Source organism: Nonomuraea sp. NPDC052129 (assembly GCF_040680095.1).
GTDB lineage: Bacteria > Actinomycetota > Actinomycetes > Streptosporangiales > Streptosporangiaceae > Nonomuraea.
In genome coordinates this window covers 169711-194572 of sequence record NZ_JBFAVX010000012.1, presented here as the reverse complement: position 1 = coordinate 194572, position 24862 = coordinate 169711, and the positions used below count along the sequence as shown (strand labels likewise).

Below are 24862 nucleotides of genomic sequence, written 5' to 3'. Positions count from 1 at the left end.
GATGAAAAGAAGGGTCAGCCCATGTGCACCGGCGCGCCCTCGGTCTTGCGGCCACTCTTGACGAACAGCGCCAGAACCGCGGTGAGGACCGCGATGCAGGTGCTGACCAGGAAGGCCAGGTGCATGCCGTCCATGAACGCGTTGTGCACGGCCCCGCCCACCAGCTGCTGGAGCTGCTGCGGGGTGCCGGCCGGGAGCCCGCCGAACGCGGCGGCCTTCTCCAGCAGCGGCAGCTGCTCCGCCGGGATCCCCTTGGCCGCCGAGCCGAGGTAGCCGGGCAGCTTGCTGGAGATCTCGGAGGCCATGACGGCGCCCAGGATCGCGGTACCGAGCGCGCCGCCGACCTGCATGGCCGACTGCTGCAGACCGCCCGCGACACCACTGAGCTGGATCGGGGCGTTGCCCACGATGATCTCGGTGGCGCCGACGAAGACCGGCGAGAGGCCGAACGCCAGCAGCACGAACGGAATGCCGCTCTCGATGAACGAGGCGTCGATGCTCAGCTGCGACATGAGGAACATCGCGGCCGCGGTGATCAGCAGACCGGTGGCCATCGTGATCTTCGGGCCGACCCTGCCGATCATCATGCCGGCCAGCGGCGAGGCCACGATCATGCCGGCGCTCATCGGCAGCATGCGCAGGCCCGCGTCCAGCGGGCTCAGACCGTGAACGCCCTGGAAGAAGAAGCCGAGGAAGAACATCGCGCCGAACATCGCGAACGCCACCATCATCATCAGCACGGTGCCGATGGAGATGGACGGGTTCTTGAACAGCGACAACGGGACCAGCGGCTGCTTGGCCTTGCTCTGCCAGAAGACGAAGGCGGCGATGAGCACCACGAACCCGGCGATGAAGGTGAGCGTCGTGCTGTCGCCCCAGCCCCACTCGGGGGCCTTGATGATCGTCCAGACGAGCGAGAACATCGCGCCCGACAGCAGCACCACGCCGAGCCAGTCGATCCTGGCCAGCGACGGGATGCGGTTCTCCTTGATGAGGAAGATGCCCAGGATCAGCGCGATGATCCCCACCGGCGCGTTGATGAAGAAGACGGACTGCCAGCTGACGTTCTCGACCAGGACGCCGCCCACGATCGGGCCGGCCGCGCTGGACAGGCCGATGATGGCGCCCCAGGCACCCATGGCCGCGTTCAGCTTCTCACCGGGGAAGGCACCGCGCAGCAGAGCCAGGGCGGCGGGCTGAAGCAGGGCGCCGAACAGGCCCTGCAGCACCCGCAGGCCGATCAGCGCGCCGATCGGCGACACGCCCGGGACGATGTCCGCCAGCTCCTGGCTGAGGCCGATACCGATCGAGGACAGCGCGAACCCGGCGACACCGATCAGGAAGACCCGCTTGTGTCCGAACAGGTCCCCGAGCTTGCCCGCCGTGATCAGGAACACCGCCAGCGCCAGCAGGTAACCGCTGGTCACCCACTGCAGATCGGACAGCGACGCGCCCAGATCGTGCTGGATGGACGGGTTGGCGATGCCGACCACGGTGCCGTCGAGCATCACCATGATGACGCCCAGGCAGACCGCCAGAAGCACCAGCCATGGGTTGCCGCCCCCGGTCCCCGTCCCCCTGGGGCCGGGCGACGACGGCGCGTCGACCGTCCTCGCGTGAGCCATGAAGTCCCCCTCAATGCCGCCCCATAACGGGGCATAAGTCACTTAAGCCTCAGGTAATATATGGCAGTCCATGACAGATGACAAACGAGTTTTATTTGTCGGACTATGACTTATGGCACACTATGACAGGAAGGTTTCTAGGGAGTGACGCAAGTGGGTCTAAGGGAACGCAAGAAGGAGAAGACGCGTCTGGCGATCCTCGACGCCGCGCTCGACCTGTTCCTCGAACAAGGGTACGACTCGACCACCGTGGACCAGATAGCGGGGTCGGTCGAGATCTCCCCGCGGACGTTCTTCCGCTACTTCACCAGCAAGGACCATCTCGTGCTGTGGTACCACGACCAGGGCGAGGAGATCATGCAGGAGACCCTGCGGAGCCGCCCGGCCGATGAGCCTCCGTTCACCTCGATGATCCACGCGGTGCGCGCGGTCGCGCACGACATGGACGACTCAACGCCCGAGGACACGGCGAGATTCCTGAAGTTGCGGCGGCTTCTTGAGGAGAATCCGCGCCTGGTCGGCCTGTCCGTCGCCAGAGGCTCGGAGACGGAGCGGCGCCTGGCCGTCGAGATCGCGGCCCGCAGGGGCGTCGACGTTACGACCGATCAGCGTTCGCACCTTATCGTCGCGTTCGCGATGTCGATCCTCCGGGTCGGGTTCGAGTGCCCGCAGGCCGACTTGACGGACGTGCGGATCATCGTGGACCGCATGGAGGAGACCCTCGAACTCGCCCAGAACGCCTTCCGCCCCGGCTGGGACGTCTAGCTAGTTCAGTGTCGGGTCGTCCGGGCAGGTTGCCACGAAGGCCAGTTCGCCCGGCTGACGCCGGAGGACGTTGCGCCACAGGGAGCCGGGGTCGGTGTGGAAGGTGTCGCCTACCTCCGAGTCGACGACGTACCAGGCTCCTTCGGCGATCTCGCTCGCCAGTTGCCCGGACGTCCAGCCGGCGTAACCGGCGAAGATTCGCATCTGCGCGATCTCGCCCTGCAGGATCTCGGGCGGCGCGTCCAGGTCGACGGTGCCCAGGCGGGAGACGGCAGGCGTGCCCGCGTGCAGCCTGCGCCAGCCCAGCGGCTCCTCGCCGCTCGGCACCGCGGCCAGCGCCAGCGCGCTGTCGGTCTGCACCGGACCACCCTCGAACAGCACAGGTGGCCCGGTCACCAGTGGGTCCCACACCGGCAGCACCTGCGTCACCGAGATGTCGCTCGGCCTGTTCAGCACTACGCCGAGAGTGCCACCGTCGAGGTCGTGTTCGAGGATCAGCACGACGCTACGACGGAAGTTGGGGTCGTCGAGAAGCGGCGTCGCCACCAGTAAACCGCCGACGTAGATCGCTTCCGCCATACCTCCATCATGAAGGGTCAACCCCACATCTCGCTCCCCCACCACCTGGATGTTACTTTCTGTAGTCATACGGGCACTATAGGTACCAAAGATCGCTATCCTGCGGGCTCGGGAGGAGCTAATGCGCATCGCGAACCGTCGCACGCTCGCTCTCCTGCCGCTCGGCGCGTGGCTGCTCCTCCCCGCGACGGTGGGGGCCTGGGCGAGATCGTCCGATCACGGCGACCGTTTCACGATGTCCGCCGGGCGGACCGACTGCGGGAGCGGGCAGGCGCTGGTCACGTTGCGCAACCAGACCCGCCGGCCGGCCCGCTTCGACCTCAAGGCCGACTCGGCCAGTGTCGCCACCGGGTCCATCCCCGCCCGCAAGTCGGTGACCCGGAAGGTTCATGTCGGCCGGGGCCACAGCATGGAGATCGAGGCGTTCTCGGTCACCGCCGGCCAGCCCGACACGCTGATCGACTCGACGCGGGTACGCAACACCTGCTCCGGACGCCAGGGCCGCCACCTCCCCCGCACGAGCCGCCACCTCCCCCGCACGAGCCGCCATCTCCCCCGCACCGGCCCGCCGACCGACCTGCTCGCCAAACTGGCCACCGCGGGTGGGCTGCTCCTCACCGGCGCGGCCTTCTGGTGGTACAGCTCCATCTGGCCACGCGGGTCCTTCTGATCCCGCACGACCTCATCCCGTACGGCGACACGACCGGCAAGGTCGTCAACCGACGAAGGCCCCATTGCGGGCCGCCACCAGAGCGCGCGTCGCCGACCGCTCGGCCGTCGCCTTGTCCACCGGCTCCTTGGTGACCAGCAGGCGGTAGTAGAGGGGGGCCGAGATCGCCCGGATGACCTCGTGGCCGTCGGTGCCCTCCGGGAGTTCGCCGCGCTGGATCGCCAGGTCAATCGATTTGCCCCACTCCGTGATCCGGCGCTCGTAGAAGGTGCTCAGGGCGGCCGCCGCCTCCTTGTCGCAGGTGGCCGCCGCGATGACGGCCTGCAGCGTGGCGCCCAGACGTTCGTCCGTGATGGCGGCCAGGACGCTCAGGGCGTTGGCGCGCAGGTCCTCCTCGATCGTGCCGGTGTCCGCGTGCGCGGCGGACTGGTCGGCCAGTTCCGTCATGAGGTCGGCCACCAGGCCCGCCGTACCGGCCCAGCGGCGGTAGACCGTGGTCTTCCCGACGCCCGCCCGGGCGGCCACCGCGTCCATGCTGAGGCCGTGGAAGCCATGGAGCACCAGCTCGTCCTGGGTGGCTTCCAGAACCGCCGCCCGGACCCGGGCCGTGCGGCCGCCGGGGCGCACCGTTCCAGCCAAACGGGAATCCTGTTCCATTAAGACTCCTTAGCGTGCTAGCGTCATCTCATCTTAACGGAACTAGAGACCCATTAGGGGGATGACATGTCCGTGGCCTTGCAAGCCGTCCGGATGACGGGGCGGCAGCGGCTGGTCCTGGTGCTGTTGCTCGGCTCCCAGTTCATGCTCGCCGTCGACTTCTCCATCCTGAACGTCGCCCTGCCGGTGATCGGCGCCGGACTCGGGTTCGAACTGGCCGACCTGCAGTGGGTGGCGACTGCGTTCGCGCTCGCGGCGGCCGGGTTCACGTTGCTGTTCGGCCGGATCGCGGACCTGTTCGGGCGGCGCCGGTTGTTCCTGGGCGGGATGGCGCTGCTCGGGCTCTCCTCGCTGGCCGGCGGGCTGGCCACCTCGCACGGCATGCTTCTGGTCGCCAGAGTGGCCCAGGGGCTGGCCACCGCCGCCGTCACCCCGGCCGCTCTGGCGCTGCTGACCACCTCGTTCCCCGAGGGGCCGCTGCGGGCGCGGGCGCTGGGGCTGAACGGGGCGCTGATGTCGGCCGGTTTCACCTCCGGCGCGATCCTGGGCGGGCTGCTGACCGACCTGCTGAGCTGGCGGTGGGCGTTCTTCGTGAACGTCCCGGTCGCGCTCGCCGTCCTGGCCGCCGCCCCGGCCCTGCCCGCCGAGAGCCGCCCCGCGGACCGACCCAAGATGGACCTTCCGGGCGCGGTGACGGTGACCACGGGCTTGCTGGCCCTGGTGTACGGGCTCACCCGCGCGGGCGAACACGGCTTCGCCGACCCGGCCGGAATCGGCGGGCTCCTGGCAGGGGCGGGGCTGCTGGTCGCCTTCTGGTTCGTCGAACGGCGGGCGCAGGCACCACTGGTGCCGGTGACGATCCTGGCCAGGGCCAGCGTGAAGTGGGGCAACCTCGCGGGGTTGGTCGCGTTCGCCACGGAGACCTCACTGGTCTTCCTCATGACCCTCTACCTGCAGAAGGTCCTCGGCTACTCGCCCCTGGCCACGGGACTGGCGTTCGGAGTGCTCGGGCTCGGCACGGTTCTCGGCGGGCTCGCGGCCCCGCGCGTGCTGTCCCGCCTCGGCAACCGCAGGACACTGGCGACCGGCTTCGCGGTGCAGGCCGCGGCGACGGCGGCGTTGGCCCTGCTCGGCCCGGAGGCAGGCTGGATCTGGCTGCTCCTGGTGGCCACCTTCGTCGGCGGCGTCGGCAACATGCTGGCGATCGTCGCCTTCATGATGACCGCCACCTCTGGCCTGCGCGCCTCCGAACAGGGCCTGGCGACGGGCCTGGCCACCATGACGCAGCAGATCGGCATCACGATGGGCATCCCGATCATGAGCGCGATAGCGACGGCCGCCATGGGCACGATCCTGCAAGGAGTGACAACCGCGGTCCTGATCAACGCGGCCCTGGTCCTGGCCATCGCCGCCCACACCGCCCTCAGAAGGGAAGACCGCGCAGGAACGCAGCCGACCGGCCGCTGAACGTCCCCGACGAGGCGGGCGCCGGGAACCGGTCACCACCCACGGCCGGCGCCACAACCTCGTCCTCCGGGCGAACTACCGCATCATCCCGCCGGTCCCGGAAGAGTCGCCACCGGCCCAGAAGACGCCGTAACGGCGCCCCGCCACGCACCGGTCAGCGGCCGTCTTCCTGGAGGCCCTCAACCCCGGTCGGCGGGTGGCGGTGGGAGCGGCTGTGCCGTAAAGAAGGCGATTGTCTGCTTCTAAAAAGCAATCAGGCTTCCGTGAAGCCCCGCGCACGCCCGCCCGCCGAGTCGCGGACGGCGGCGGCCACGGCCGTCGCCACGTCCGGGTGGAACACGCTGGGCACGATGTAGTTGGGCCCGAGCTCCTCCGGAGACACCACGGCCGCCAGCGCGTGCGCCGCCGCCAGCAGCATCTCCTGGCTCACCTCGGTCGCCTGGGCGTCGAGCAGGCCGCGGAACACGCCCGGGAACGCCAGCACGTTGTTGATCTGGTTGGGATAGTCGGAGCGTCCGGTCGCCACCACGGCCGCGTGCTCGCGGGCGTCGTCGGGCGACACCTCGGGCTCCGGGTTGGCCAGGGCGAACACCACCGCGCCGTCGGCCATCGTGGCGATGTCGTCGCCGGTCAGGATGCCTGGCGCGGACACCCCGATGAACACGTCGGCACCCTTGACCGCCCCGCGCAGGTCGCCCGAGTAGCCTTCGGCGTTGGTGTGGTCGGCGATCCAGTGGAGCGACTCGTCGAGGTCGTCGCGGCCCTTGTGCACGGCGCCGAGGTAGTCGCAGACGATGACGTTGCGCGCGCCCGCCGCGAGCAGCAGGCGCAGCACCGCGTTGCCCGCCGCGCCCGCGCCCGCCATGGCGATCTTGACGCCCTCGATGGGCTTGCCCACCACGCGCAGCGCGTTGGTGAGCGCGGCCAGCACGCAGATGGCGGTGCCGTGCTGGTCGTCGTGGAAGACCGGGATGTCGAGCAGCTCGCGCAGCCGCCGCTCGACCTCGAAGCAGCGCGGCGCGCCGATGTCCTCGAGGTTGATGCCGCCGAAGCCGGGCGCGATGACCTGGACCGTGCGGACGATCTCGTCGACGTCCTGCGTGTCGAGGCAGATCGGCCAGGCGTCGATGCCGGCGAAGCGTTTGAACAGGGCCGCCTTGCCCTCCATGACCGGCAGCGCCGCCTCCGGGCCGATGTTGCCCAGGCCGAGCACGGCGGAGCCGTCGGTGACGACGGCGACCGTGTTGCGCTTGATGGTCAGGCGCCGCGCGTCCTCCTTGTTGCGCGCGATGGCCATCGACACGCGCGCCACACCGGGGGTGTAGGCCATGGACAGCTCGTCGCGGTTGCGCAACGGGACCTTCGACACCATCTCGATCTTGCCGCCGAGGTGCATGAGGAAGGTGCGGTCGGAGACCTTGTGGATGACCACGCCGTCGACGGATTCGAGCTGGTCGACGATCTCCTGCGCGTGGTCGGTGTCCCTGGCCGCGCAGGTGACGTCGATGCGCAGCTTCTCGTGACCCGCGTTGGTGACGTCGAGCGCGGTGACCACACCACCCGCCGACTCCACGGCGTGGGTGAGCTGGCTGACGGCCTTGCCGCCTGCGGGCACCTCAAGCCGCACGGTGATCGAGTACGAGACACTAGGGACGGTCGCCACGTCAATTGCTCCTTCGGGACTGACCAAGAAGTTATCCCATGGTAGGGCGGGTTCGGTCAGTCGAGTGCCTCGGCCGCCGTCGCGATCAAATCTACGCACGTCGCTACAGGAATGCTCGTACTATCGATAACCAGGTGATATAGGGACGAATCCGACGGGTCCGCCCGGTAGAAGTGGCGCACGTACGCCGTGCGCGCGCGGTCGTTGTCCTCGACGATCTTGCGCGCCTCGCGCTCGCTGAGCTCGCCCAGCGTGGCGGTCTGCCGCACCCGGCGTTTGAGCGGAGCGTCGAGCCTGACGTGCAGCGCGCCGGGATGGTCGGCCAGCACCAGGGCCCCCGCCCTGCCCAGGAAGACACCGCCCCGATCCCGCGCAGTGTCCACGAGCAGGCGTTCGGTACGGCGGACGAACTCCTCCTGAGCGATCGGCATCGCGCCGGGAACGTACATGTCGACACCGCCGAAGGTGACCGTCGGCAGCCGCATCGCGCCGGAGAACAGCCGGCCGAGACCGTGTTCGGCCCGGTCGTCGTGGGCCAGCGCCTCCTCCAGCGTGCAGCCGAGCTCCTCGGCGACGGCGCTGGGAATGGCCCGGTCGACGAAGGGCACGCCCAGGCGTTCGGCCACGGCCGGACCTATGTGGCTACCGGCCGTGCCATATGTCGCCGAGATCGTGACGACCCGCATATGTCCAGGTTAGAACAACGCGCTGGACAAAGCTCTACGTGCCTTGGCCAAAGAAGGGTCTTCGGCGGGTAGCGCGTCGAACAGGCCGAGCAGGTGGCGCCGGGCCTTGTCCCGGTCGTCGCCCGAGGTGCGCTTGACCACGCCGATGATCCGGTCGAACGCCTCGTCGATCGCGCCCGACAGCATCTCCAGGTCGGCGGCGAGCAGCTGGGCGTCGATGTCGGCCGGGTCCTGCAGGCGACGCTGCACGTCGGCCGGGTCGACGTCGGCGGTCCGCTTGATCAGGCCGACCCCCGCCAGCCCCATCTTCGCGTCCTCGTTGGCCGGCGAACGGGCCAGCAGCCGCTGGTAGGCCGCCTCGGCGGCGTCGAGGTCGCCCTTGTCGACGGCCTCCTCGGCGGCCAGCACGTCGGGGTCGGCGGGCGGGCCGGCGGGCTCGTCCTGCTGCTCTCCCACCTCGGCCGGGCGAGCGTCAGGGTTGGCCTGGTAGAACTGCTCGACGGCGCCCATCAGCTCGTCGAGCCAGCGGCGCACCTCCTGCTCGGGCAGCACCTGCTGGAAGCCGGTGACGGCCTGCCCCTGGAAGATGGCCAGCACGGTCGGCACCGCCTGCACCCGCAGCGCCTGCGCGATCTGCGGGCTGCCGTCGACGTTGACCTTGGCCAGGATCGCCCGGCCGCCCATGTCGCCGACCACTTTCTCCAGCACCGGACTGAGCTGGGCGCTGCCGGGAGCACGTGGCGACCACAGGTCGAGGACGACCGGCACGCTCATCGAGCGGTCGATGACCTCGGTAGTGAACGTCTCCTCGGTCACGTCGATGATCGAACCCGACGCGGCCGCCTGGGGACCCCCGGCCTCCCGCCGGGACTGTGCCTCGAGTGCCTGCTTACGCGCGCCCAGATCAACGGCTCCGTAGAGCGACCCAGGCCTAGAGAAGTCCGCCATGCTCCTCATCTTGCCGCATGGACGCGGCGGAGAAGTCACCCGCCGCCACCCTCAGCGTGCGCAACCGGTCAAAGAGCTGCCGCAGCTCGTCCTCGCCGTACATGGTCAGACCGAAGTCCGCCGCCATCAGATCGGCCGTGGCCCGTTGCACGACATCACGTCCGGCGTCGGTGATCTCGGCGAGCACCCCTCGGCCGTCCTGCGGATTGGGCATCCGGCAGACGAATCCCGACTTCTCCAGCCGGTCGATGGTGTTGGTCACACTCGTCGGATGCACCATGAGCCGCTCGCCGATCTTCCACAGCGGAAGGGCGCCGGCCTTGCTGAAGGTCAGCAGCACCAGGGCCTCGTACCTGGCGAAGGTCAGCCCGTACGGCTTGAGGAGCGAGTCGAGTTGCGACAGCAGGATCTGGTGGGCTCTCATGATCGAGGTGACGGCGGCCATGGCGGAGGAGGCCCCGAAGTGAGCGCGCCAGGTCTCCGCGGCGCGGTCGATGGGATCGAACGGCAGGTTGAGCGGCTTGGGCTGCGACACAGCGCTACCGTAGCGCGCCGCTCGTCCTGATTAGTATGGTTACGGAGAGCGATCGGACTCACGGCTTAACCAAGAATCCGGACGTCAATCATCACGCTCCGTTATGGTTCTCGCATCGATGGTGACGCGGAAGCCAAGTTCACTCGCCGTGGGGACCGGCCTGAACTGAATCGCTTCCGCCGCGCCGACACGGGGCACGGGGGGTGCTTGGTGATCTTCAATGGAAAAACGGGTGCGTGAGCACGCGGGCGTTACACGTGAGGAGTTGAAGCAGAGCGCGGCCGTCACGGTTGCCGTGCTCCTTGCGCTCGGCTTGATCGCGGCGTGGAGCGTCCTGATTCCTGGTGTAGACGCGTGGGAAAATATCGTGGCCGCGGTCATCGGTTCGCTCCGGCTGACCGGACCCGTGGCCGCCGCCTTCGCCGCGTGGGTGGCGATGCGCAAGCGCAGGGCGCTGCGCGGCCGCTCACTGACGACCTGGCGGGCGCTGAAGGCCCCGCTGGCGATCGTCGTGGTGGTGCTGGGCTCGTTCAGCGCGACCGTGCTGGTGCTGGCCATCAAGACGGTGCTCACCGAGCAGTCGGGCCGGCTGAGCCTGGCCGGGCTCGGCGTGGGCATGGCCGGGCTGGCCCTCTACTCGGTGATCGGGTGGATCACGGGCTGGCTGGTGCCCAGGGCCTACACGCCGCCGCTGGCCGGGCTGGCCTGCTACGGGCTGTTCACCTGGCTGGCCGGCGGCCGGGGCTGGGCCGACAAGCTGGCGCCCGGCACGGGCGAGCCGTACGACCTGTTCCAGGGACTCGGCGGCACGGCGTTCCTAGACCAGACGGTCTGGTTGCTGGGCATCACGGCGGCGCTGCTGCTGGGCTGGGCGGCGGTGGTGACCAGGCAGGCCCTGGTGCTGGCGTGCGCTCTGCTGGCCGTGCTCGCCGCGGGTACGGGGGTGGCCCGGCTGCTGGGCGCGACCAAGCCCGCCGCCGCCCAGGGGATCGCCTACAGCTGCCAGGACTGGCCGATCACGGTCTGCCTGCATCCGGGCATGCGCGCGGGCCTGACCGAGCTGGGCGCGGCCTTCACCAAGATCGCGTCCCGGCTGGCGGGCACGCCCGCCGGGTTCACCCGGGTCGAGCAACGGCCGCTGGAAGAGCCGCTGCAGCCGTCCGCCGGGCTCGCGCAGATCCACGTGCCCGACCTGTCGGCGGGCTTCGCCGACGAGGCCGTGTACGAGTACGTCGAGTCGCTGGCCGCCAAGTGCCCCGACACGCCCGCCGGCGGCTACCGCGAGATCGTGGTGGCCTGGCTGCGCGGTGAGCCGCTGCCGGGCGGGCCGCTGCCGGAGCACCAGTATGCGGCGGCCTGGTTCTCCGGGCTGAGCGAGCACCAGCGGCGCGAGTGGCTGCGCATGTTCTTCAGCGACTTCCAGGCGTGCAAGCTGTCGAGTACGCACTTCGGCGGCGGCCCGGCCGGTGCTGCGGCGGCTCCGGTGGCGGCCTCGACGGGCTCGCCACAGGTCTATCCGGTCTATCCGAATCCCAGCGACGAAGAGCGCTCTACCAACTGGGGATCGGAGATGTCACCTAAAAGCTGGCAATGATGATCGATCGTCGGGTAGTCAACCGGCATGACGACTTCCCAAACGGCGCCCCCCGCGGTCACCCCGCAGCGGCGCCGCCGGTGGCGATATCTGGCCGGGTTCCTGGTCGTGGTGGTTCTGCTCGTGGTCGGCGGCCGCCTGGCCTGGTCCTGGCTCAACCCGTTCGGCGAGCAGACCATCGACCGCAGCCAGCCGGTGCTCCTGCAGTCCATCAAGGACCTGAGCCGGTTCGAGGCGGCGACCGGCAACTTTCAGGTCGTGGTCGACCTGGAGAAGGACGCCCGCTTCCTGCCCGACGCCATCAAGGGCAGCCGGACGCTGTTCGTGGGGGCGGGCAACGTGGACGCCTATGTCGACTTCTCCGGCATGGCGGCCAACGGCGTGACGGTCTCGAAGGACCGTAAGGAGGCCACGATCCGCCTGCCCCGCGCGCAGCTGGAGAAGCCGAACCTCGACAACCGGCGTTCCTACGTCTTCGCGCAGCAGCGCGGGCTGCTGGACCGCGTACAGGGCTTCCTGTCGTCGTCTCCGAACGACCAGCGGGAGCTGTACGTCCTGGCCGAGACCAAGATCGCCGAGGCCGCGGCGTCCAGCGACCTGCGAGCCCGCGCCGACACCAACACCAAGGCCATGCTCGAAGGGATGCTCAAGTCGCTCGGGTTCGCCAAGGCGACGGTGAAGTTCGCCGACCAGCCCTAGGTGCCTTAGGCCCTCCGACCGGAGCCCTAGGTATCTCCTCATGTCGGCCTACGACCGCAGATAGGGCATCCGCCCGATGTGGCGGCAGGGGCCTTAGGAGCAATCTAGAAAGTGCCAGGGAAGAGGACCGAAAGAAACCGGGAGCATTCGGATGAACGCCGAACTCGAATACGTCGTCATGAAGAACCACGCGGACGAGCTGCGCGAGGCCGCGGCCGAGCACCGCCGGGTACGCGAGGCGCTGAAGGGACAGAAGGCCGAGCGTCGTCACCGCTCGGTGTTCGCCAAGCTCCTCTCGTCATGACCACCGCCAAGAAGCCCGGCCGCAACCTCCCTCGCGGCCGGGCCTACCTACCTCCGTAGGCCGAAGGGGTGAGAGCCGAGCTCTCACCCCTTCCGCTTATGCGGTTTTACGCGGGTACGCGGATGATGAGCGCGTCGCCCTGACCGCCACCGCCGCACAGCCCGGCCGCGCCCAGGCCGCCACCCCGGCGCTTGAGCTCGTAGGCCAGCGTGAGCACGATGCGCGCGCCCGAGGCGCCGATCGGGTGGCCGAGCGCGATGCCGCCGCCGTTGACGTTGACCCGGTCGAGGGGCACGCCCAGCTCCTTGGCCGACTGGAGCACCACGCTGGCGAACGCCTCGTTGATCTCCACCAGATCGAGGTCGCCGACGCTCAGGCCCTGCTTGGCCAGGGCCTGCTTGATGGCGTTGGCCGGCTGCGACTGCAGCGAGGTGTCGGGCCCCGCGACGTTGCCGTGCCTGCCGATCTCCGCCAGCCAGGGCAGCCCCAGCTCCTCGGCCTTGGCCTTGGACATCACGACCACGGCGCAGGCGCCGTCGGAGATCTGCGAGGCCGAACCGGCGGTGATCGTGCCGTCGGCGGCGAACGCCGGCCGCAGCCCGGCCAGCGTGTCCACGGTGGTGTCGCCGCGGATGCCCTCGTCCTCCTTGACGACCACCGGCTCGCCGCGCCGCTGCGGCAGCTCCACCGGCACGATCTCGTCCTCGAAGACGCCGTTCTTGGTGGCCGCGGCGGCCAGCTGGTGGGAGCGGGCGGAGAGCGCGTCCTGCTCCTCGCGGCCGATGCCGAGGCGGGCGTTGTAGCGCTCGGTGGACTCGCCCATCGCGCACTGGTCGAACGCGCAGAACAGCCCGTCGTGCGCCATCGAGTCGAGCACTTCGGCGCCGCCGTACTTGACGCCCTTGCGCATGCCCGGCAGCAGGTGCGGCGCGTTCGTCATCGACTCCATGCCGCCCGCCACCACGATGTCGAACTCGCCCGCGCGGATGAGCTGGTCGGCCAGGGCGATGGCGTCGAGCCCCGACAGGCAGACCTTGTTGATGGTGAGCGACGGGACGGTCATGGGGATGCCCGCCTTGACCGCGGCCTGGCGGGAGGGGATCTGCCCGGCGCCCGCCTGGAGCACCTGGCCCATGATCACGTATTCGACGTCCTCCGGCGACACGCCGGCGCGCTCCAGGGCGGCCTTGATGGCGATGCCCCCGAGCTCCACGGCGGGCAGCCCGGACAGGGCGCCCAGCAGTCTGCCGATCGGCGTACGAGCTCCGGCTACGATGACGGACCCAGACATGGCGACGGCCTCCTGTGCACGTGAGGGGTTCTTTGACACCATACCCACGAGTAGGTGCACGCTCGCTATGGAGGCAGGCCACACATGTTCATGCGGATCGACCACATCGGTATCGCCTGTCATGACCTCGACGCCAAGATCGCGCTATTCTCGGACACGTTCGAGCTGACCGTCGTGGCGCGCGAGGTGAATGAGGAGCAGGGGGTCCGGGAGGCCATGCTCCACATCGCCGACGGCGAGGGCGGGAGCTCCTACATTCAGTTGCTGGAGCCGTTGTCCCCCGACACGCCGGTGGGAAAGTTCCTGGCGAGACGGGGCGAGGGGGTGCATCACGTGGCGTTCGGCGTGCCGGACGTGGCCGAGGCGATGGATCGGTTGGCGGGCAAGGGTGTGCGGCTGCTCGATGAGCGCCCGCGGCACGGCTCGATGGGGTCGGAGATCGCGTTTGTGCACCCCAAGGACGTGGGAGGAATGCTCACTGAGCTCGTACAGGCCACCGAGTCCCCAGCAAACCCCAAAACCGCTCGTATGTAACTAGTCACGCAGATAGTCGGACGGGGCTTCTCAGGCGGCACTGGCGGAGTACGCTGGCTTTCCACCGGACAAGGCGCCTGCCGCGAGGCACAGGCTCCTGGCTCGGCTGTCCCGAACCCCCCGTCCGGCCCGTGTAGCCGTCTCGACAACCCAGGATCGAGCCTCCATGCAGTCCGACATCGACGCCCAGCTCAACAATTTCTTCGAGGATGCCCCAGCACGCGAGTTCGACGTCGTGCTGCGTGGTTATGACCGCCACCAGGTCCACGATCATCTGAAGCAGCTCGACGGCGAGCTTCGCCAGTCCCGCGAGCAGGTGACGTCCCTGCAGCGCGATCTATCCGACTCCCAGCGCCAGTTGCAGGAGCAGGAGCGCCCGACCTACTCAGGTCTCGGCGCCCGCATCGAGCAGCTGCTGCGCCTGGCCGAAGAGCAGGCCACCGAGCTCGTCCAGGCCGCGCGGTCCGAGGCCAACGAGATCAAGGCCGCCGCCAAGGTCGAGGCCGCCGACGTACGGGCCGCCGCCGAGGCCGAGGCCGCCGACAAGCGGGCGCAGGCGACGCGTGAGAGCGACGAGATGCGCACCAGCGCCGAGCGCGACGCGGAGGAGACCCGCTCGACCGCTCGCCGCCTTGCCGACGAGCTGACCAACACCACCGAGCGCGAGGTCGCCAAGCTGCGGGCCACCGCCGACCACGAGGTGGCGGAGAAGCGCGCCGACGCCGAGCGTGAGATCGCCAAGCTGCGCACGACGACCGAGCGCGAAGTGGCGCAGCTGCGGGCCTCGACCAAGCGCGAGCGCGACGAGGTGCTGACCACCGCGAAGCGGCAGGCCGACGAGATGCGGGCGCAGGCTCAGCGGGTGCTGGAGGAGTCCGAGGCCAAGCGGGCGCAGGACGAGGCGGAGTTCGAGATCCAGCTCGCGTCGCGGCGTGAGGAGGCCGAGCGCCAGGAGGCCGAGCGCCACGCCACCGCGCAGGCCAACACGCAGAAGCTGGTCGCCGAGGCCGAGCAGCGCGCGGCCACGGCCGAGTCGCGGGCCACGAAGGCCACCCAGCAGGCCGACCAGACCAGGCGCGAGGCCGACCTGCACGCCAAGCAGCTGGTCGCCAACGCCCGCAAGAGCTCCGAGACGATCGTCGCCGAGGCCAAGTCCAGCGCCGACACCATAGTGACCGAGGCGAAGAACGACGCCGAGCGCACGCGCACCGCGATGCAGCGCCAGGTCGACGAGCTCACCCGCCAGCGCGACAGCATCACCAGCCACCTGGCGCAGCTGCGTCAGCTGCTCGGTGGCGCCGCTCTGCCGGGCATGGAGCCCGAGCCCGCCGTCACGGCGGCTCCGCCGAAGCCGGCGATCGCGGCAGCGGCCCCCGCACCGGTCAGCGACAAGCCCGCACCGGCCCCCGCCAAGGCGGAGTCCAAGGGCGAGGACGACGCGGAGTGGTGGCAGGAGTAGCCGTCACATAACCGACTACACGGGGTGGGCTGACGGCTGAAGAGAGCCTGGTGACCTTGGGGTCGCTAGGCTCTCTTTGTTGTTCCGAACGGCATGTGTCGTGGTTTGTCGTAATTCCCAGGAGACCCCCGTGTCAGCAGAAGCCGAATCCCCTGCCGTGGCGGACGTCGCCAAGGCGCCGTCGTACGCGCTGCCGCTGTCCCGGGGACCGTTCACGTTCGGGCTGATCGGCGGGCTGGGTGTGCTGACCGCCATCGCGATCGCGCAGATGGTCGTCAGCTCGTTGAGCGTGATCGTCCTGATCGTGGTGGCGATGTTCCTGGCGGTCGGGCTGAACCCGGCCGTGGAGGCGTTGCAACGGCGCGGGCTGGCCAGGCGGGGGGCGATCTCGATCGTGTTCGCCGGGGTGATCGTGGCGTTCGCGCTGTTCGGGCTGGCCGTGGTGCCGCCGGTGAGCAAGCAGCTGGCCGAGTTCATCGCGGCCGTGCCCGGCTACGTGACCGAGCTCAGCAACCATCCGACGCTCCGGCAGCTCGACGCCGACTACCAGATCCTGCCGAAGCTGGCCACGTTCGTCACCAGCGAGCTGGGACCCTCGCTGGCCAGCGGGGTCGTGGGGGCGGGGCTGGTGGTGCTGGACGGCGTGTTCACCACGGTGACGCTGCTGGTGCTCATGCTCTACTTCCTCGGCTCCCTGCACACCATCAAGTCGTACATGCTCAAGCTGGTCCCGGCCTCCCGGCGGGAGCGGACCGGTGAGATCACCGAGCAGATTCTCGACGGCATCGGCGGCTATGTCGCCGGCAACGTCCTCATCTCGGTCATCGCGGGCGTGCTGACCTGGATCTTCCTGTCGATCGTTGGCGTGAAGTACGCGCTGGCGCTGGCGCTGGTGGTCGCGCTCACGGACCTGATCCCACTCGTCGGCGCGACCATCGGAGCGGTGCTGGTGACGGGGGTCGGGCTGCTCCAGTCGCTGCCCGTGGGGATCGCGTGCGCGGTGTTCTTCGTGATCTACCAGCAGGTCGAGAACTACCTGATCTACCCGCGCGTCATGAAGCGCTCCGTGGACGTGGCGCCGGCCGTCACGGTGATCGCCGCGCTGTTCGGCGGCGCGCTGCTCGGGATCGTGGGCGCGCTGGTGGCCATTCCGGTCGCGGCCGCCATCGCGCTGATCATCCGCGAGTTCGTCCTCCCCCGCCAAGCCCGCGCCTGACCGCCCGTCGGCCCGCTACGGGCCGACGGACACGGCACGGAGCCCGACGGACGCGGCACGGAGCCCGACGGACTCGGCACGGAGCCGCCAGACGCCGCACGAGCCGTCAGACGCGGTGCGGGCCGTCAGCGAGGTCGGGTGGCGCCGCCGAGTTCGGTGTCGAGGAACTTCGCCACGGCCGCGTTGAACGCCTCCGGCTGCTCGACCGCCGACAGGTGCCCGGCCTTCGGGATGATCTCCAGCCGGCCGTCGGGTACGGCCCGCGCCATCGCCTCCGCGTCGGCCACGGTCGCCAGCTCGTCCTCCTCCCCCACCACGACCAGCAGCGGCACCTTGAGCGCGGCCAGCGTGTCGAAGGAGTCGGGCCGCCCGGCCATGGCCCGCTGCGCCCACGCCACCGCGCCGGGCGGCGCCGACTGCACGAGCCCCTTGACCCGCCCGAACACCATGGCCCGGCGCTCCTTGGTGGTGGGCCCGATCAGGGCGGGCAGCACCTCGGACACGAGCACCGCGCTGCCGTCGGACAGGACCGCCTGGGCGATACGCTCCCTGTTCGCGCGGGCGGGCTCGGGATCCGGGCTCGCCTTCGTGTCGGCGAGTATCACGCCCAGCACCCGGTCGGGATGGCGACGGCAGAACGCCATCGTCACGTAGCCGCCCATGGACAGGCCGCCGACGACCGCCCGGTCGATTCCCTCTGCGTCGAGCAACCTGGCGACGTCGTCGGCCATGACCTCGACCGACGGCTCTTCCTCCCCCAGGCGCGACCCCCCGAAGCCGCGCAGGTCAGGCGTGATCACACGGCATGACCTGGCCAATCCTTCGCGCTGTGCCAGCCACATGGCCGACGAGAGCGGAAAGGCGTGAAGCAGTACGACCGGGAGTCCCGTACCGGCTGATCTCGTGTAAAGCTGCACGGACGATACGGTAGACCTCTTCGCCCCGACAATCACTGCACGGCTTATGCCGATATTCGCTGCTGTGCTGACCGCTTTCTGTAACACCAGTCTTTTTACGGCCGGCAGTGGCCGGCCCCACCCGCCATACGCGGCCGGGCCCCCTCCAGGGAAACGCTCCTCCGGTTCCCCGGCTGAGCGCCGTGACGTGCGCGTTCTTGACCGTCCCTGCCCTATCCGATGGCCGTGGCGCCCCCATCGATGAACAGCACCTGGCCCGTCATATAGGCAGAAGCCGGACTAGCCAGAAAAACCGCCGGGTGAGCCATTTCCTGCACCGTCCCCCAACGACGCATCGGGACACTGGACACCGTCGCCTCGTTCGCCGCGGCGTCTTCCCACAGGTTCCGGTTCAGGCCCGTGGCCGTCCACCCCGGGCACAGGGCGTTGACCCGTACCCCGGCCCGCGCCCATTCCACGGCCAGGGTCTTGGTCAGCGCCACGACGCCTGCCTTCGCCGCCGCGTAGGAGGCGAGGAACGGCGCGCCCAGCGCCGCCACCGACGCCACGTTGATGACCGAGCCGGTGCCCCGGCCCAGCAGGTGAGGCGCCACCGCGTGACAGACCGCCATGGCCGAGTCGAGGTTGAGCCGGATGATCTTGTCCCAGCCGGACAGGCGCAGGTCCTTGAACTCGACCAGGAAATTCGACCCGCCCGCGTTGTTGACGACGATGTCGAGGTGGCCGAGCCCGTCGATCGCCCCCGCCACGGCGCCCACGGCCGCGTCGCGGTCGGTGAGGTCGGCGGGCAGGACGACGGCGCGCCGACCCAGCGCCTCGACCTCCTTGGCGACCTCGGCCAGGGCGTCGGCCGAGCGGGACACGAGCGCCACGTCGGCCCCCGCCTCGGCGTAGGCCAGCGCGATGGCCCGCCCGATCCCCTTCGACGCCCCGGTGACCATGGCCTGCTTACCGGTGAGATCGAACGCGCCCATGGGGGCCTCCTCGCCTCGGAACCGAACAAGATTCTAGGGGCCAGTGTCCGGGAACGCCACCGGCGCGGGGCTGCGAGAGCCCCGCGCCGGTCCATCATCGGCTGAACAGAGTGCTAACCCAAGCCACCCAGGATGGTGTCGATCGTGTCGATGACGTTGTCCACGATCTTCTGGCTTCGGGCGCCCAGTTCGGCGATCGCGCCGGACCTCCTGGTCAACTCGATCTCCTCATTCCGCCAGAGCTGTTTCTCTGCCTGTCCGGAGCCGCCGCGCGCCGGGAGGTTCGTCGGCGGCCGGCCTTCGGGGTACATCCTGCCGTTGCCGTAAACGGTGTAGGACTGGGTCGGCTGGGTGGTGCCGTCGTTGCGATAGACCTGGCTCGGTCTTGGCTGTGCCGGCTGCCGGCTCGCCCTGGGCGGCGACTGCCGCTGTACCGCACGTTGGCTGGTCGGCCGGTGCGCCGGACGTTGCCGTGCCTGCTGGATCCCGCGCGGGAGCCGGCCTGCCCGGTGGTTTCGCGCCCTGGCCGCCGCCGCGGCCCGCCTCTTCGCCGCCGCTTCAGCGGCCTCCCTTCTGGCCTGCCGTTTCGCCGCCGCCGCGGCCCGTCGTCTCGCCGCCGCGGCAGCGGCCTTCTTGGCCTTCTCAGCCGCCTTCTTCCTGGCCGCCGCCAGCGCCTTCTTCTTGGCCGCCGCCGCGGCCTTCTTCTTGGCCAGCTCCAGGGCCTTCTTCCTGGCCAGTGCCGCCGCCCGGCGCTTGGCCGCCGCGATGGCCGCGCGTCTGGCCGCCGCCCGTGCCGCCGCGAGTGCCGCCCGCCTGGCCGCCGCCTGGGCCAGCTTCCTGGCGATGATCCGGGCCGCGATCCTGGCCGCGATGCCGACGGCGATCCAGAACAGCTGCCCGTCGGGGTCGCTCATGGTGACGGGGCTGTTGTTGGCGTAGGCGTAGGCGTTGAGCTGCTGCGGGTCCTCCTCATCGATGATGGGGTCGACCGACAGGAAGCGGCCGTTCTTGGAGTCGTACTCGCGGGCGCCGAGGTGGACCAGCCCGGTCGTCGGGTCGTTGCCGCCGCCGACGAAGCCGCGCTGGCCAGGCCACCAGGGTGGTGCCGACCCCCGGTCCTCGCCGAACGGCGTCATCCTCCTGACGGCCAGCTCACCGGTCCCGGCGTTGACCGCGGCCTGTCCGGTGCCCTGGTGGTCGTTGGCCAGGAAGTAGACCTGGTTGTCCGGTGTGCGGACCGCGATGGGCTGGTCGTTGATGGTGTAGTAGCGGGTCTGCTCGACCGCGTCCTTGGCGAAGTCGAAGCGCAGCTCCATGTCGTCGACGTACAGGGTGGCGTCGGTCGTGGTCTTGCGGAGCAGCCGCTCGCCGTCCGCGTCGTACACGAACGAGGTCGTCTTGCCCGCCTCCGTCACCGACTCCAGGTTGCCCTCGGCGTCCCAGACCAGGGATTGGTCCGAGTTGCCGACCTTGCGCCTGGTGGTGTTGCCCGCCTCGTCATAGGCGAACACGTCCGCCCCGACGCTCTGGAGCGCGTGCGGCTGCTTGCCGCCCGCCGCCGGGTAGGCGGAGGTGCGGACGGATTCGGCCGCGCCGCCCCAGGCGTGCTTGGTCTCCTTGGTGCGGTTGCCGGTGGCGTCGTAGGTGTAGCTGGTCGCGTAGGGGGCCACACCGCCGATCTTGTCCGACTGCGGGGTGCCGCTGGCGCAGTCGTCGGTGGCCGTCCACGCCGAGGTCATACGGCGCAGATGGTCGTACTTGAAGCACTGCGTGTCCTGACCGCCCGCCCGCTCGGCGATCTTGGTGACGTTGCCCACGGCGTCGTAGGTGTAGTTGAGGTCGAGGTCGGTGGCGGCCGCGCTCTCCCTGTCCAGCCGCATCCTGGTCAGCCTGCGGGTGGCCTCGTCGTGGGTGTAGGTGAGCCAGGTCTTCTTCCCACCGGTGCCCAGCTCGTACTGCAGGGTCTCGCCCAGCTTGGAGTAGCGGGTCGCGGTCACGTACGACGACAGTCCGGTGACCTTGGTCGGCTGGCTGAGCTCGTCGTAGGAGTAGACGACCGACTCCTCCGCCAGGCCGCCCGCCGCGGGGAAGCTGACGGACTGGACCTGGTCGTCGAGCGTGTAGCGGGTGTTGAGCTGGTACGAACCGGCCAGCTTGCCCTCCCGCTCGGGGACGGTGACGGTCTGGCGCAGCGAGCGGTAGCTCGAGTCGATGGCGTTGATCTCCGCCTTGTACGCCTGCCCGCCCGCGTAGCGGATGCTGGCGTTCAGGTGCCCCTTGGCCAGCGCGTCGTACTTCCACTCGGCCAGCAGCGGACCGGTCGCGGAGCCGTCACGCAGCTCCTTCTTACGGCCCAGCTCGTCGTAGCCGTACCAGAGGGTCTTGCCACGGGCGTCGGTCGTGGTGACCAGTTCGTCGGCGTCGTTGTAGGTCATCGAGGTGACGCCCTTGTCGGGGTCCTCGGTCTTGATCTCCCGTCCGCGCAGGTCGTAGTGGTGGCGCCACACGTTGCCCGCGGGGTCGGTCACGGTGGACAGCTGTCCCCCGGGGTCGTAGGTGTACTTGGTGGACTCGTACTCGCCGGTCGGGGTCGCGCCCTTGTACTGGCGCAGCTCGATGAGGCGGTCGTCGGCGTCGCCGATACGGGTCGTCGCGGTGCCACCGGGCGGCGGCGTCACGTGGATCCGGTCGCCCTCCTGCGTGGCGCTGACCCGGTACTTCTCCACGCCCTTCGCCTTGAGGACCTGGGCGTTGACGTCGCCGGCGCCGTCGAAGGACGACACGACCTGGGTCGGCACGTCGGCGTCGGCCACCGCGAGCAGCTCGGTGGACGGCGTTCCGGTGGCGAAGTAGCCCGTGTTGGACTTGGCCGCCTCGCCGAGCGAGTTGTAGACGGTGTCGGTGATCGTGCGCCCGTCACGCAGCGCGGGGTCCTGCGTCTGGTCGTCGCGGGGCGCGGGCTCCTGGGTCTGGCGCTCACGCATCAGACCGTCGTACAGCTCGTGGCTGGTGGTGTAGCCGCCGTCCGCGCGCAGCGTCTTCGTGGTGACGACACTGGGGCCGTCGTTGCGCATCAGGTAGGAGTACTCGGTGTTCGGCGTCTGCCCGGCCGACTTGCTCCGGTCGGGCTGCCAGACCTTGACCAGGCGGCCGAGCGCGTCGTGCTCCATGTCGACGCGACGGTTGTTCGCGTCGATCTCGGCGACGGGCTCGCCCCAGGCCGGTTCGAGCAGCGTACGGTCGACGTGGCCGAGCTGGTTGGTCTCCGTGATCTCCGTCGCGGGCGCGCCCGCGGTCGGGGTGTAGGTGGTCACGGACTTGGTGCCGACCGCGTCGGTCTCGCTGGTCTCGCGGCCGTAGGTGTCGTAGGTGTGGGTGCTGTCGGTGGTCGTCGTGCCGTCCCCGGTGGCGAGCTGGACGGCGGTCACGTCGCCCTTGCTCGGTGCCTGGCCGTACGCCTTACCGTCGTACTGGACCCGCTGGTCGGAGATCACGTCACCGGCGGCCAGCGCGGACACTCCGGTGCCGCAGCCGGCGGCGACCTTCTGGATCCTGCTGGTGTAGTCGAGCATCCAGGCCGTGTCGTTGCGGGCGTAGGTGTAGCGGGTGCACTGGTCGTCGTCGGCGCTGGCCAGGTCCCCCTTCTCCTCCACCTGGGTCAGCAGGCCCTTGGCGTCGTACGCGCGCTCCTCGCCGGTACGCCGCCACTTGCCGCCGCTCAACGCGGTGCGGGTGACCATCGACTTGGGCTCGACCGCGTACGCGGTCTTGGTGACGCCGCCCTGCGTGGACTCGGCGGTCTTGAGGGACCACGGCTCCTCGGCGGTCGCGGTCAGGATGGCCCCACCGTCGCCGTCGTAGAGGATCTCCTCCCGCTCGAACCCGGACAGCTGGTCGAGGTCGTCCAGCTTGCCGCCCTCGGTGTCCACGACCTGCGCGCTGCGCTTGGAGCCGTCGGCCTGACGGTCGCCGTCCATGCCGCGGAAGTACCTGAACTCCGTGAGCGTGCGCTTGGTGTCCTGGCCGTCGCCCTCGCGCACCCGTACCCGGCCGAACCCGCGCCAGTCCGACCATGTGCGGTGCTCGGGCTTGACGAGGATGTTCTCGGCGTAGCGCCAGGCGCCGCCGTCCAGATACTCGTAGTCGGTGACCACGTTCGGCGAGCCCGCGACCCGGTCGGCCTCCACCGTCTGCGTCACCACGTACTTGTGGAACCAGTCGGTGACCTCGGCCTCGTTCGCCGGGGCCCAGCGCTGCGGGAAGCAGCGCCTGGTGTTCTTGTCGGCGGCCGGGAGGTCGCCCGGCTTGCAGTCGGCCGGGGCGTAGTTGACGCGCAGCTCGCCGCCGCTCTCGTTGTTCACGCCCTGGACGCGCCACTTGACCAGCGGGGCGCGGCCCTCGTTGGCGTCCACCCTGTTGGGCAGCTGGACACCGGTGAAGGTGATCTTGGGCAGCGTGATCGTGCCGCCCACGTGACCGCTCTGCTGGATCGAGGCCAGCCACAGCGACGGGCTGAGGCCGTCACCGGTGGCGGGGAACTGGTGCGTCAGCGTCCAGGAGTCCACCGGGCAGTACTGCGCGCCCCCGCACTTGGCGGTGTCGGTGTTGACCACCTGGGTGGTGACCTTCGACAGCCGCTTGCGCGTGAAGAACGTCGGCGACAGGCGGTCGGTGCACTTCACACCGGAGTCACAGATCTGGTCGAACGGGACATCCGGCCAGCTGCTCGCGGTCTCCTTCTTCAGCTGGTCGGCGGCACAGGTGATCGTCCCGCTGGGCAGGCAGCGCTCGGCCACGTCGAAGACCACGCGGGCCGCGGGCGCCTTGGTGAACAGCTCGTTCTGCAGGTAGCCGTAGTCGATGCGGGTGAGGTAGCCGCTGCGCGCGTACAGGGTGCCCAGCTCGGGCTTCATGTTGCGGCCGTAGTAGTTGTTCTCCAGGGCGTACCAGTAGGTGGTGGCGTTGCCGTGGGTGTCCACCGCGTAGTCCAGGTTCCACCGGTAGGCCTGCTGGCACCAGGCGTTGGCCGGGGTGCTGGAGTAGCAGGGCTCGCCGCTGTTGTTGCCGAACACCGGCACGGTCTGGACGGACTTCGTCTCCGGCTTGCCGGTGGCCCAGCCGGGCAGGCGGTTCAGGCCGAAGGTGAACTGGGTGCCGTCCGCGGTCGTGACGCGCCAGTACTCACCGTTGTTGTCGCCGTTCACGGCTCCGGTGAGGTATTCGATCCGGGTGCCGTCGTCGCGCTTGGGCCGCCACTGCTTGGTCGTGGCGTCCTTGACCAGCTCGACGGCGGAGTTACCGAGGGAGAGGGTCGCGTTGTCCTGGTCCCAGCACAGGTCGCCGGTCTTCTTGCCGTCGATCATGCAGGACTTGTAGCGGCGTTCGACGTAGCCGCTGGGGTTCAGCTCGAAGCCCTCACCGGCCCAGGAGGGCTGGTTGTTGGTGGAGGCGGTACGGCCGTCCACGCTCTGGGAGGAGTAGTCGATCGACAGGTCCGGCTCGTCGCCACCCAGCGCGGGCGGCGCGCGCAGCTCGTAACCCCAGCTGAAGTCGCCGGACTGGGCGCCGACGCTCCACTGTGCCGAAGGAGCGAGCGAGGTGGACGCGTGGTCGCCCGACGAGCCCGAAGGGGCCGCCGTCAGCGCGTACATCGCCGGCATGTCCACGTCGGCGGTCAGCGTGCCCGCCTTGGTGTCGTTGTCGCCCGGCACCGGCTGCGGCTGCGGGCAGCCGGTCGCGGTGGCGGTCAGTACGCACTCGTCCAGCCGTACGAGCCGCAGCCGGGCGCCGTAGTCGCCGCCGGAGGCGTAGCGGAAGCCCGAGTAGTCGATCGCCAGGCGGGTCTTCCCGCTCTTGGCCGCCAGTCCCTGCCCCGGTGAGACCCGCAGGGCCAGGCCGAGCAGGCCGGCCCGCTGGGTCTGGGCGGGGTCCAGCAGCTCGACGCGGGCGGGGGTGGGAGAGGCCGCCGCCTTGGCGGTTTTCGTGCCTGCCTTCGGGGCGGCCAGGCGGATCGGGAAGGTGTCGGCGCCGAGCGTTCTGGCCTGCGCGTCGCCGGTCGTGGTCAGCTCGACCGTCTGCGCCTTCGGCCAGGTCGTGCCTGGTGGCGCCTTCCACGCCTGTTTCTGCGCCGGATCGGCCTGCGGCGGCAGCACCGGGACCTTCTTCCCGGTTACCGGCGTCTCTTTCTGCACGTTCGGCGCGGAACGGGTCGCGGCCTGGGCGGGCATCCCCGACACCAGTGTCGAGACCATGACCACGGTCAGTGTGGCCGCCAGCCGG

20 protein-coding genes are annotated in these 24862 nt (G+C 69.7%); 9 read left to right on the top strand and 11 right to left on the bottom strand.

Annotated elements, in window-relative coordinates:
- Positions 1-14: 14 nt before the first annotated feature.
- On the bottom strand, positions 15-1625 hold the full coding sequence (locus tag AB0L53_RS26615; RefSeq protein WP_363998951.1) for an MFS transporter: 1611 nt from the start codon (positions 1623-1625) through the stop codon (positions 15-17).
- Between the two features lie 153 nt (positions 1626-1778).
- On the opposite strand from AB0L53_RS26615, the gene AB0L53_RS26610 reads away from it, so the two are divergent.
- On the top strand, positions 1779-2390 hold the full coding sequence (locus AB0L53_RS26610) for a TetR family transcriptional regulator (protein ID WP_363998948.1): 612 nt from the start codon (positions 1779-1781) through the stop codon (positions 2388-2390).
- On the opposite strand, the gene AB0L53_RS26605 is transcribed toward AB0L53_RS26610, so the two are convergent.
- Positions 2391-2969, bottom strand: a complete 579-nt coding sequence (locus AB0L53_RS26605; protein ID WP_225290402.1) for a YqgE/AlgH family protein — start codon at positions 2967-2969, stop codon at positions 2391-2393.
- Positions 2970-3090: 121 nt separating this feature from the next.
- On the opposite strand from AB0L53_RS26605, the gene AB0L53_RS26600 reads away from it, so the two are divergent.
- Positions 3091-3639: a hypothetical protein gene (locus AB0L53_RS26600; protein ID WP_363998944.1), complete on the top strand. Its 549-nt coding sequence runs from the start codon at positions 3091-3093 to the stop codon at positions 3637-3639.
- A gap of 45 nt (positions 3640-3684) precedes the next feature.
- Here the strand turns inward: AB0L53_RS26600 and AB0L53_RS26595 are convergent, their stop codons facing one another.
- Positions 3685-4296, bottom strand: coding sequence for a TetR/AcrR family transcriptional regulator (locus AB0L53_RS26595; protein ID WP_363998941.1), 612 nt, complete (start codon positions 4294-4296; stop codon positions 3685-3687).
- A 66-nt stretch (positions 4297-4362) separates the two neighbouring features.
- Between AB0L53_RS26595 and AB0L53_RS26590 the strand changes: the two genes are divergently transcribed.
- A complete protein-coding gene (locus AB0L53_RS26590) occupies positions 4363-5763 on the top strand; it encodes an MFS transporter (protein ID WP_363998938.1) in 1401 nt (466 codons plus the stop codon).
- A 253-nt stretch (positions 5764-6016) separates the two neighbouring features.
- Here the strand turns inward: AB0L53_RS26590 and AB0L53_RS26585 are convergent, their stop codons facing one another.
- From AB0L53_RS26585 to AB0L53_RS26570, 4 genes are read right to left on the bottom strand one after another with little or no spacing between them, the layout of a single operon-like run.
- Positions 6017-7426 (bottom strand): NAD-dependent malic enzyme, encoded by a 1410-nt coding sequence (locus AB0L53_RS26585; RefSeq protein WP_357942727.1) that lies wholly within the window; start codon positions 7424-7426, stop codon positions 6017-6019.
- A gap of 56 nt (positions 7427-7482) precedes the next feature.
- Positions 7483-8112, bottom strand: a complete 630-nt coding sequence (locus AB0L53_RS26580; protein WP_363998935.1) for a cytidylate kinase-like family protein — start codon at positions 8110-8112, stop codon at positions 7483-7485.
- Positions 8113-8121: 9 nt separating this feature from the next.
- Positions 8122-9060: a tetratricopeptide repeat protein gene (locus AB0L53_RS26575; protein WP_363998932.1), complete on the bottom strand. Its 939-nt coding sequence runs from the start codon at positions 9058-9060 to the stop codon at positions 8122-8124.
- Positions 9044-9595 (bottom strand): MarR family transcriptional regulator, encoded by a 552-nt coding sequence (locus AB0L53_RS26570; protein ID WP_358537253.1) that lies wholly within the window; start codon positions 9593-9595, stop codon positions 9044-9046. Before AB0L53_RS26570 ends, AB0L53_RS26575 begins: the two co-directional genes overlap by 17 nt.
- A gap of 232 nt (positions 9596-9827) precedes the next feature.
- Here AB0L53_RS26570 and AB0L53_RS26565 point away from each other — a divergent pair, with 232 nt between their 5' ends.
- From AB0L53_RS26565 to AB0L53_RS26555, 3 genes are all read left to right on the top strand, one after another.
- Complete coding sequence (locus tag AB0L53_RS26565; protein WP_363998929.1) at positions 9828-11189, top strand: hypothetical protein; 1362 nt, start codon at positions 9828-9830, stop codon at positions 11187-11189.
- Between the two features lie 27 nt (positions 11190-11216).
- On the top strand, positions 11217-11888 hold the full coding sequence (locus tag AB0L53_RS26560; protein ID WP_363998926.1) for a DUF4230 domain-containing protein: 672 nt from the start codon (positions 11217-11219) through the stop codon (positions 11886-11888).
- 151 nt (positions 11889-12039) lie between these two features.
- Positions 12040-12192 (top strand): hypothetical protein, encoded by a 153-nt coding sequence (locus AB0L53_RS26555; RefSeq protein WP_358427105.1) that lies wholly within the window; start codon positions 12040-12042, stop codon positions 12190-12192.
- Between the two features lie 106 nt (positions 12193-12298).
- Here AB0L53_RS26555 and AB0L53_RS26550 read toward each other — a convergent pair whose 3' ends face one another.
- The gene (locus tag AB0L53_RS26550) at positions 12299-13483 is read right to left on the bottom strand and encodes an acetyl-CoA C-acetyltransferase (protein WP_363998923.1); all 1185 of its coding nucleotides are present in this window, start codon (positions 13481-13483) and stop codon (positions 12299-12301) included.
- A gap of 84 nt (positions 13484-13567) precedes the next feature.
- Here AB0L53_RS26550 and mce point away from each other — a divergent pair, with 84 nt between their 5' ends.
- From mce to AB0L53_RS26535, 3 genes are all read left to right on the top strand, one after another.
- Entirely contained in the window at positions 13568-14017 is a 450-nt protein-coding gene (gene mce, locus AB0L53_RS26545; protein ID WP_357942713.1) for a methylmalonyl-CoA epimerase, read from the top strand.
- A gap of 166 nt (positions 14018-14183) precedes the next feature.
- A complete protein-coding gene (locus tag AB0L53_RS26540; protein WP_363998919.1) occupies positions 14184-15476 on the top strand; it encodes a DivIVA domain-containing protein in 1293 nt (430 codons plus the stop codon).
- Between the two features lie 130 nt (positions 15477-15606).
- Positions 15607-16692 carry an AI-2E family transporter gene (locus AB0L53_RS26535; RefSeq protein WP_358537239.1) on the top strand — a complete coding sequence of 362 codons (1086 nt, stop codon included), beginning with the start codon at positions 15607-15609 and terminating at the stop codon, positions 16690-16692.
- 125 nt (positions 16693-16817) lie between these two features.
- Here the strand turns inward: AB0L53_RS26535 and AB0L53_RS26530 are convergent, their stop codons facing one another.
- The 3 genes from AB0L53_RS26530 to AB0L53_RS26520 form a co-directional block, all read right to left on the bottom strand.
- Positions 16818-17609 carry an alpha/beta fold hydrolase gene (locus AB0L53_RS26530; protein WP_358427090.1) on the bottom strand — a complete coding sequence of 264 codons (792 nt, stop codon included), beginning with the start codon at positions 17607-17609 and terminating at the stop codon, positions 16818-16820.
- 212 nt (positions 17610-17821) lie between these two features.
- Positions 17822-18583: an SDR family NAD(P)-dependent oxidoreductase gene (locus AB0L53_RS26525; protein ID WP_363998915.1), complete on the bottom strand. Its 762-nt coding sequence runs from the start codon at positions 18581-18583 to the stop codon at positions 17822-17824.
- Between the two features lie 113 nt (positions 18584-18696).
- The gene (locus AB0L53_RS26520) at positions 18697-24834 is read right to left on the bottom strand and encodes an RHS repeat-associated core domain-containing protein (protein WP_363998912.1); all 6138 of its coding nucleotides are present in this window, start codon (positions 24832-24834) and stop codon (positions 18697-18699) included.
- Positions 24835-24862 lie beyond the last annotated feature (28 nt).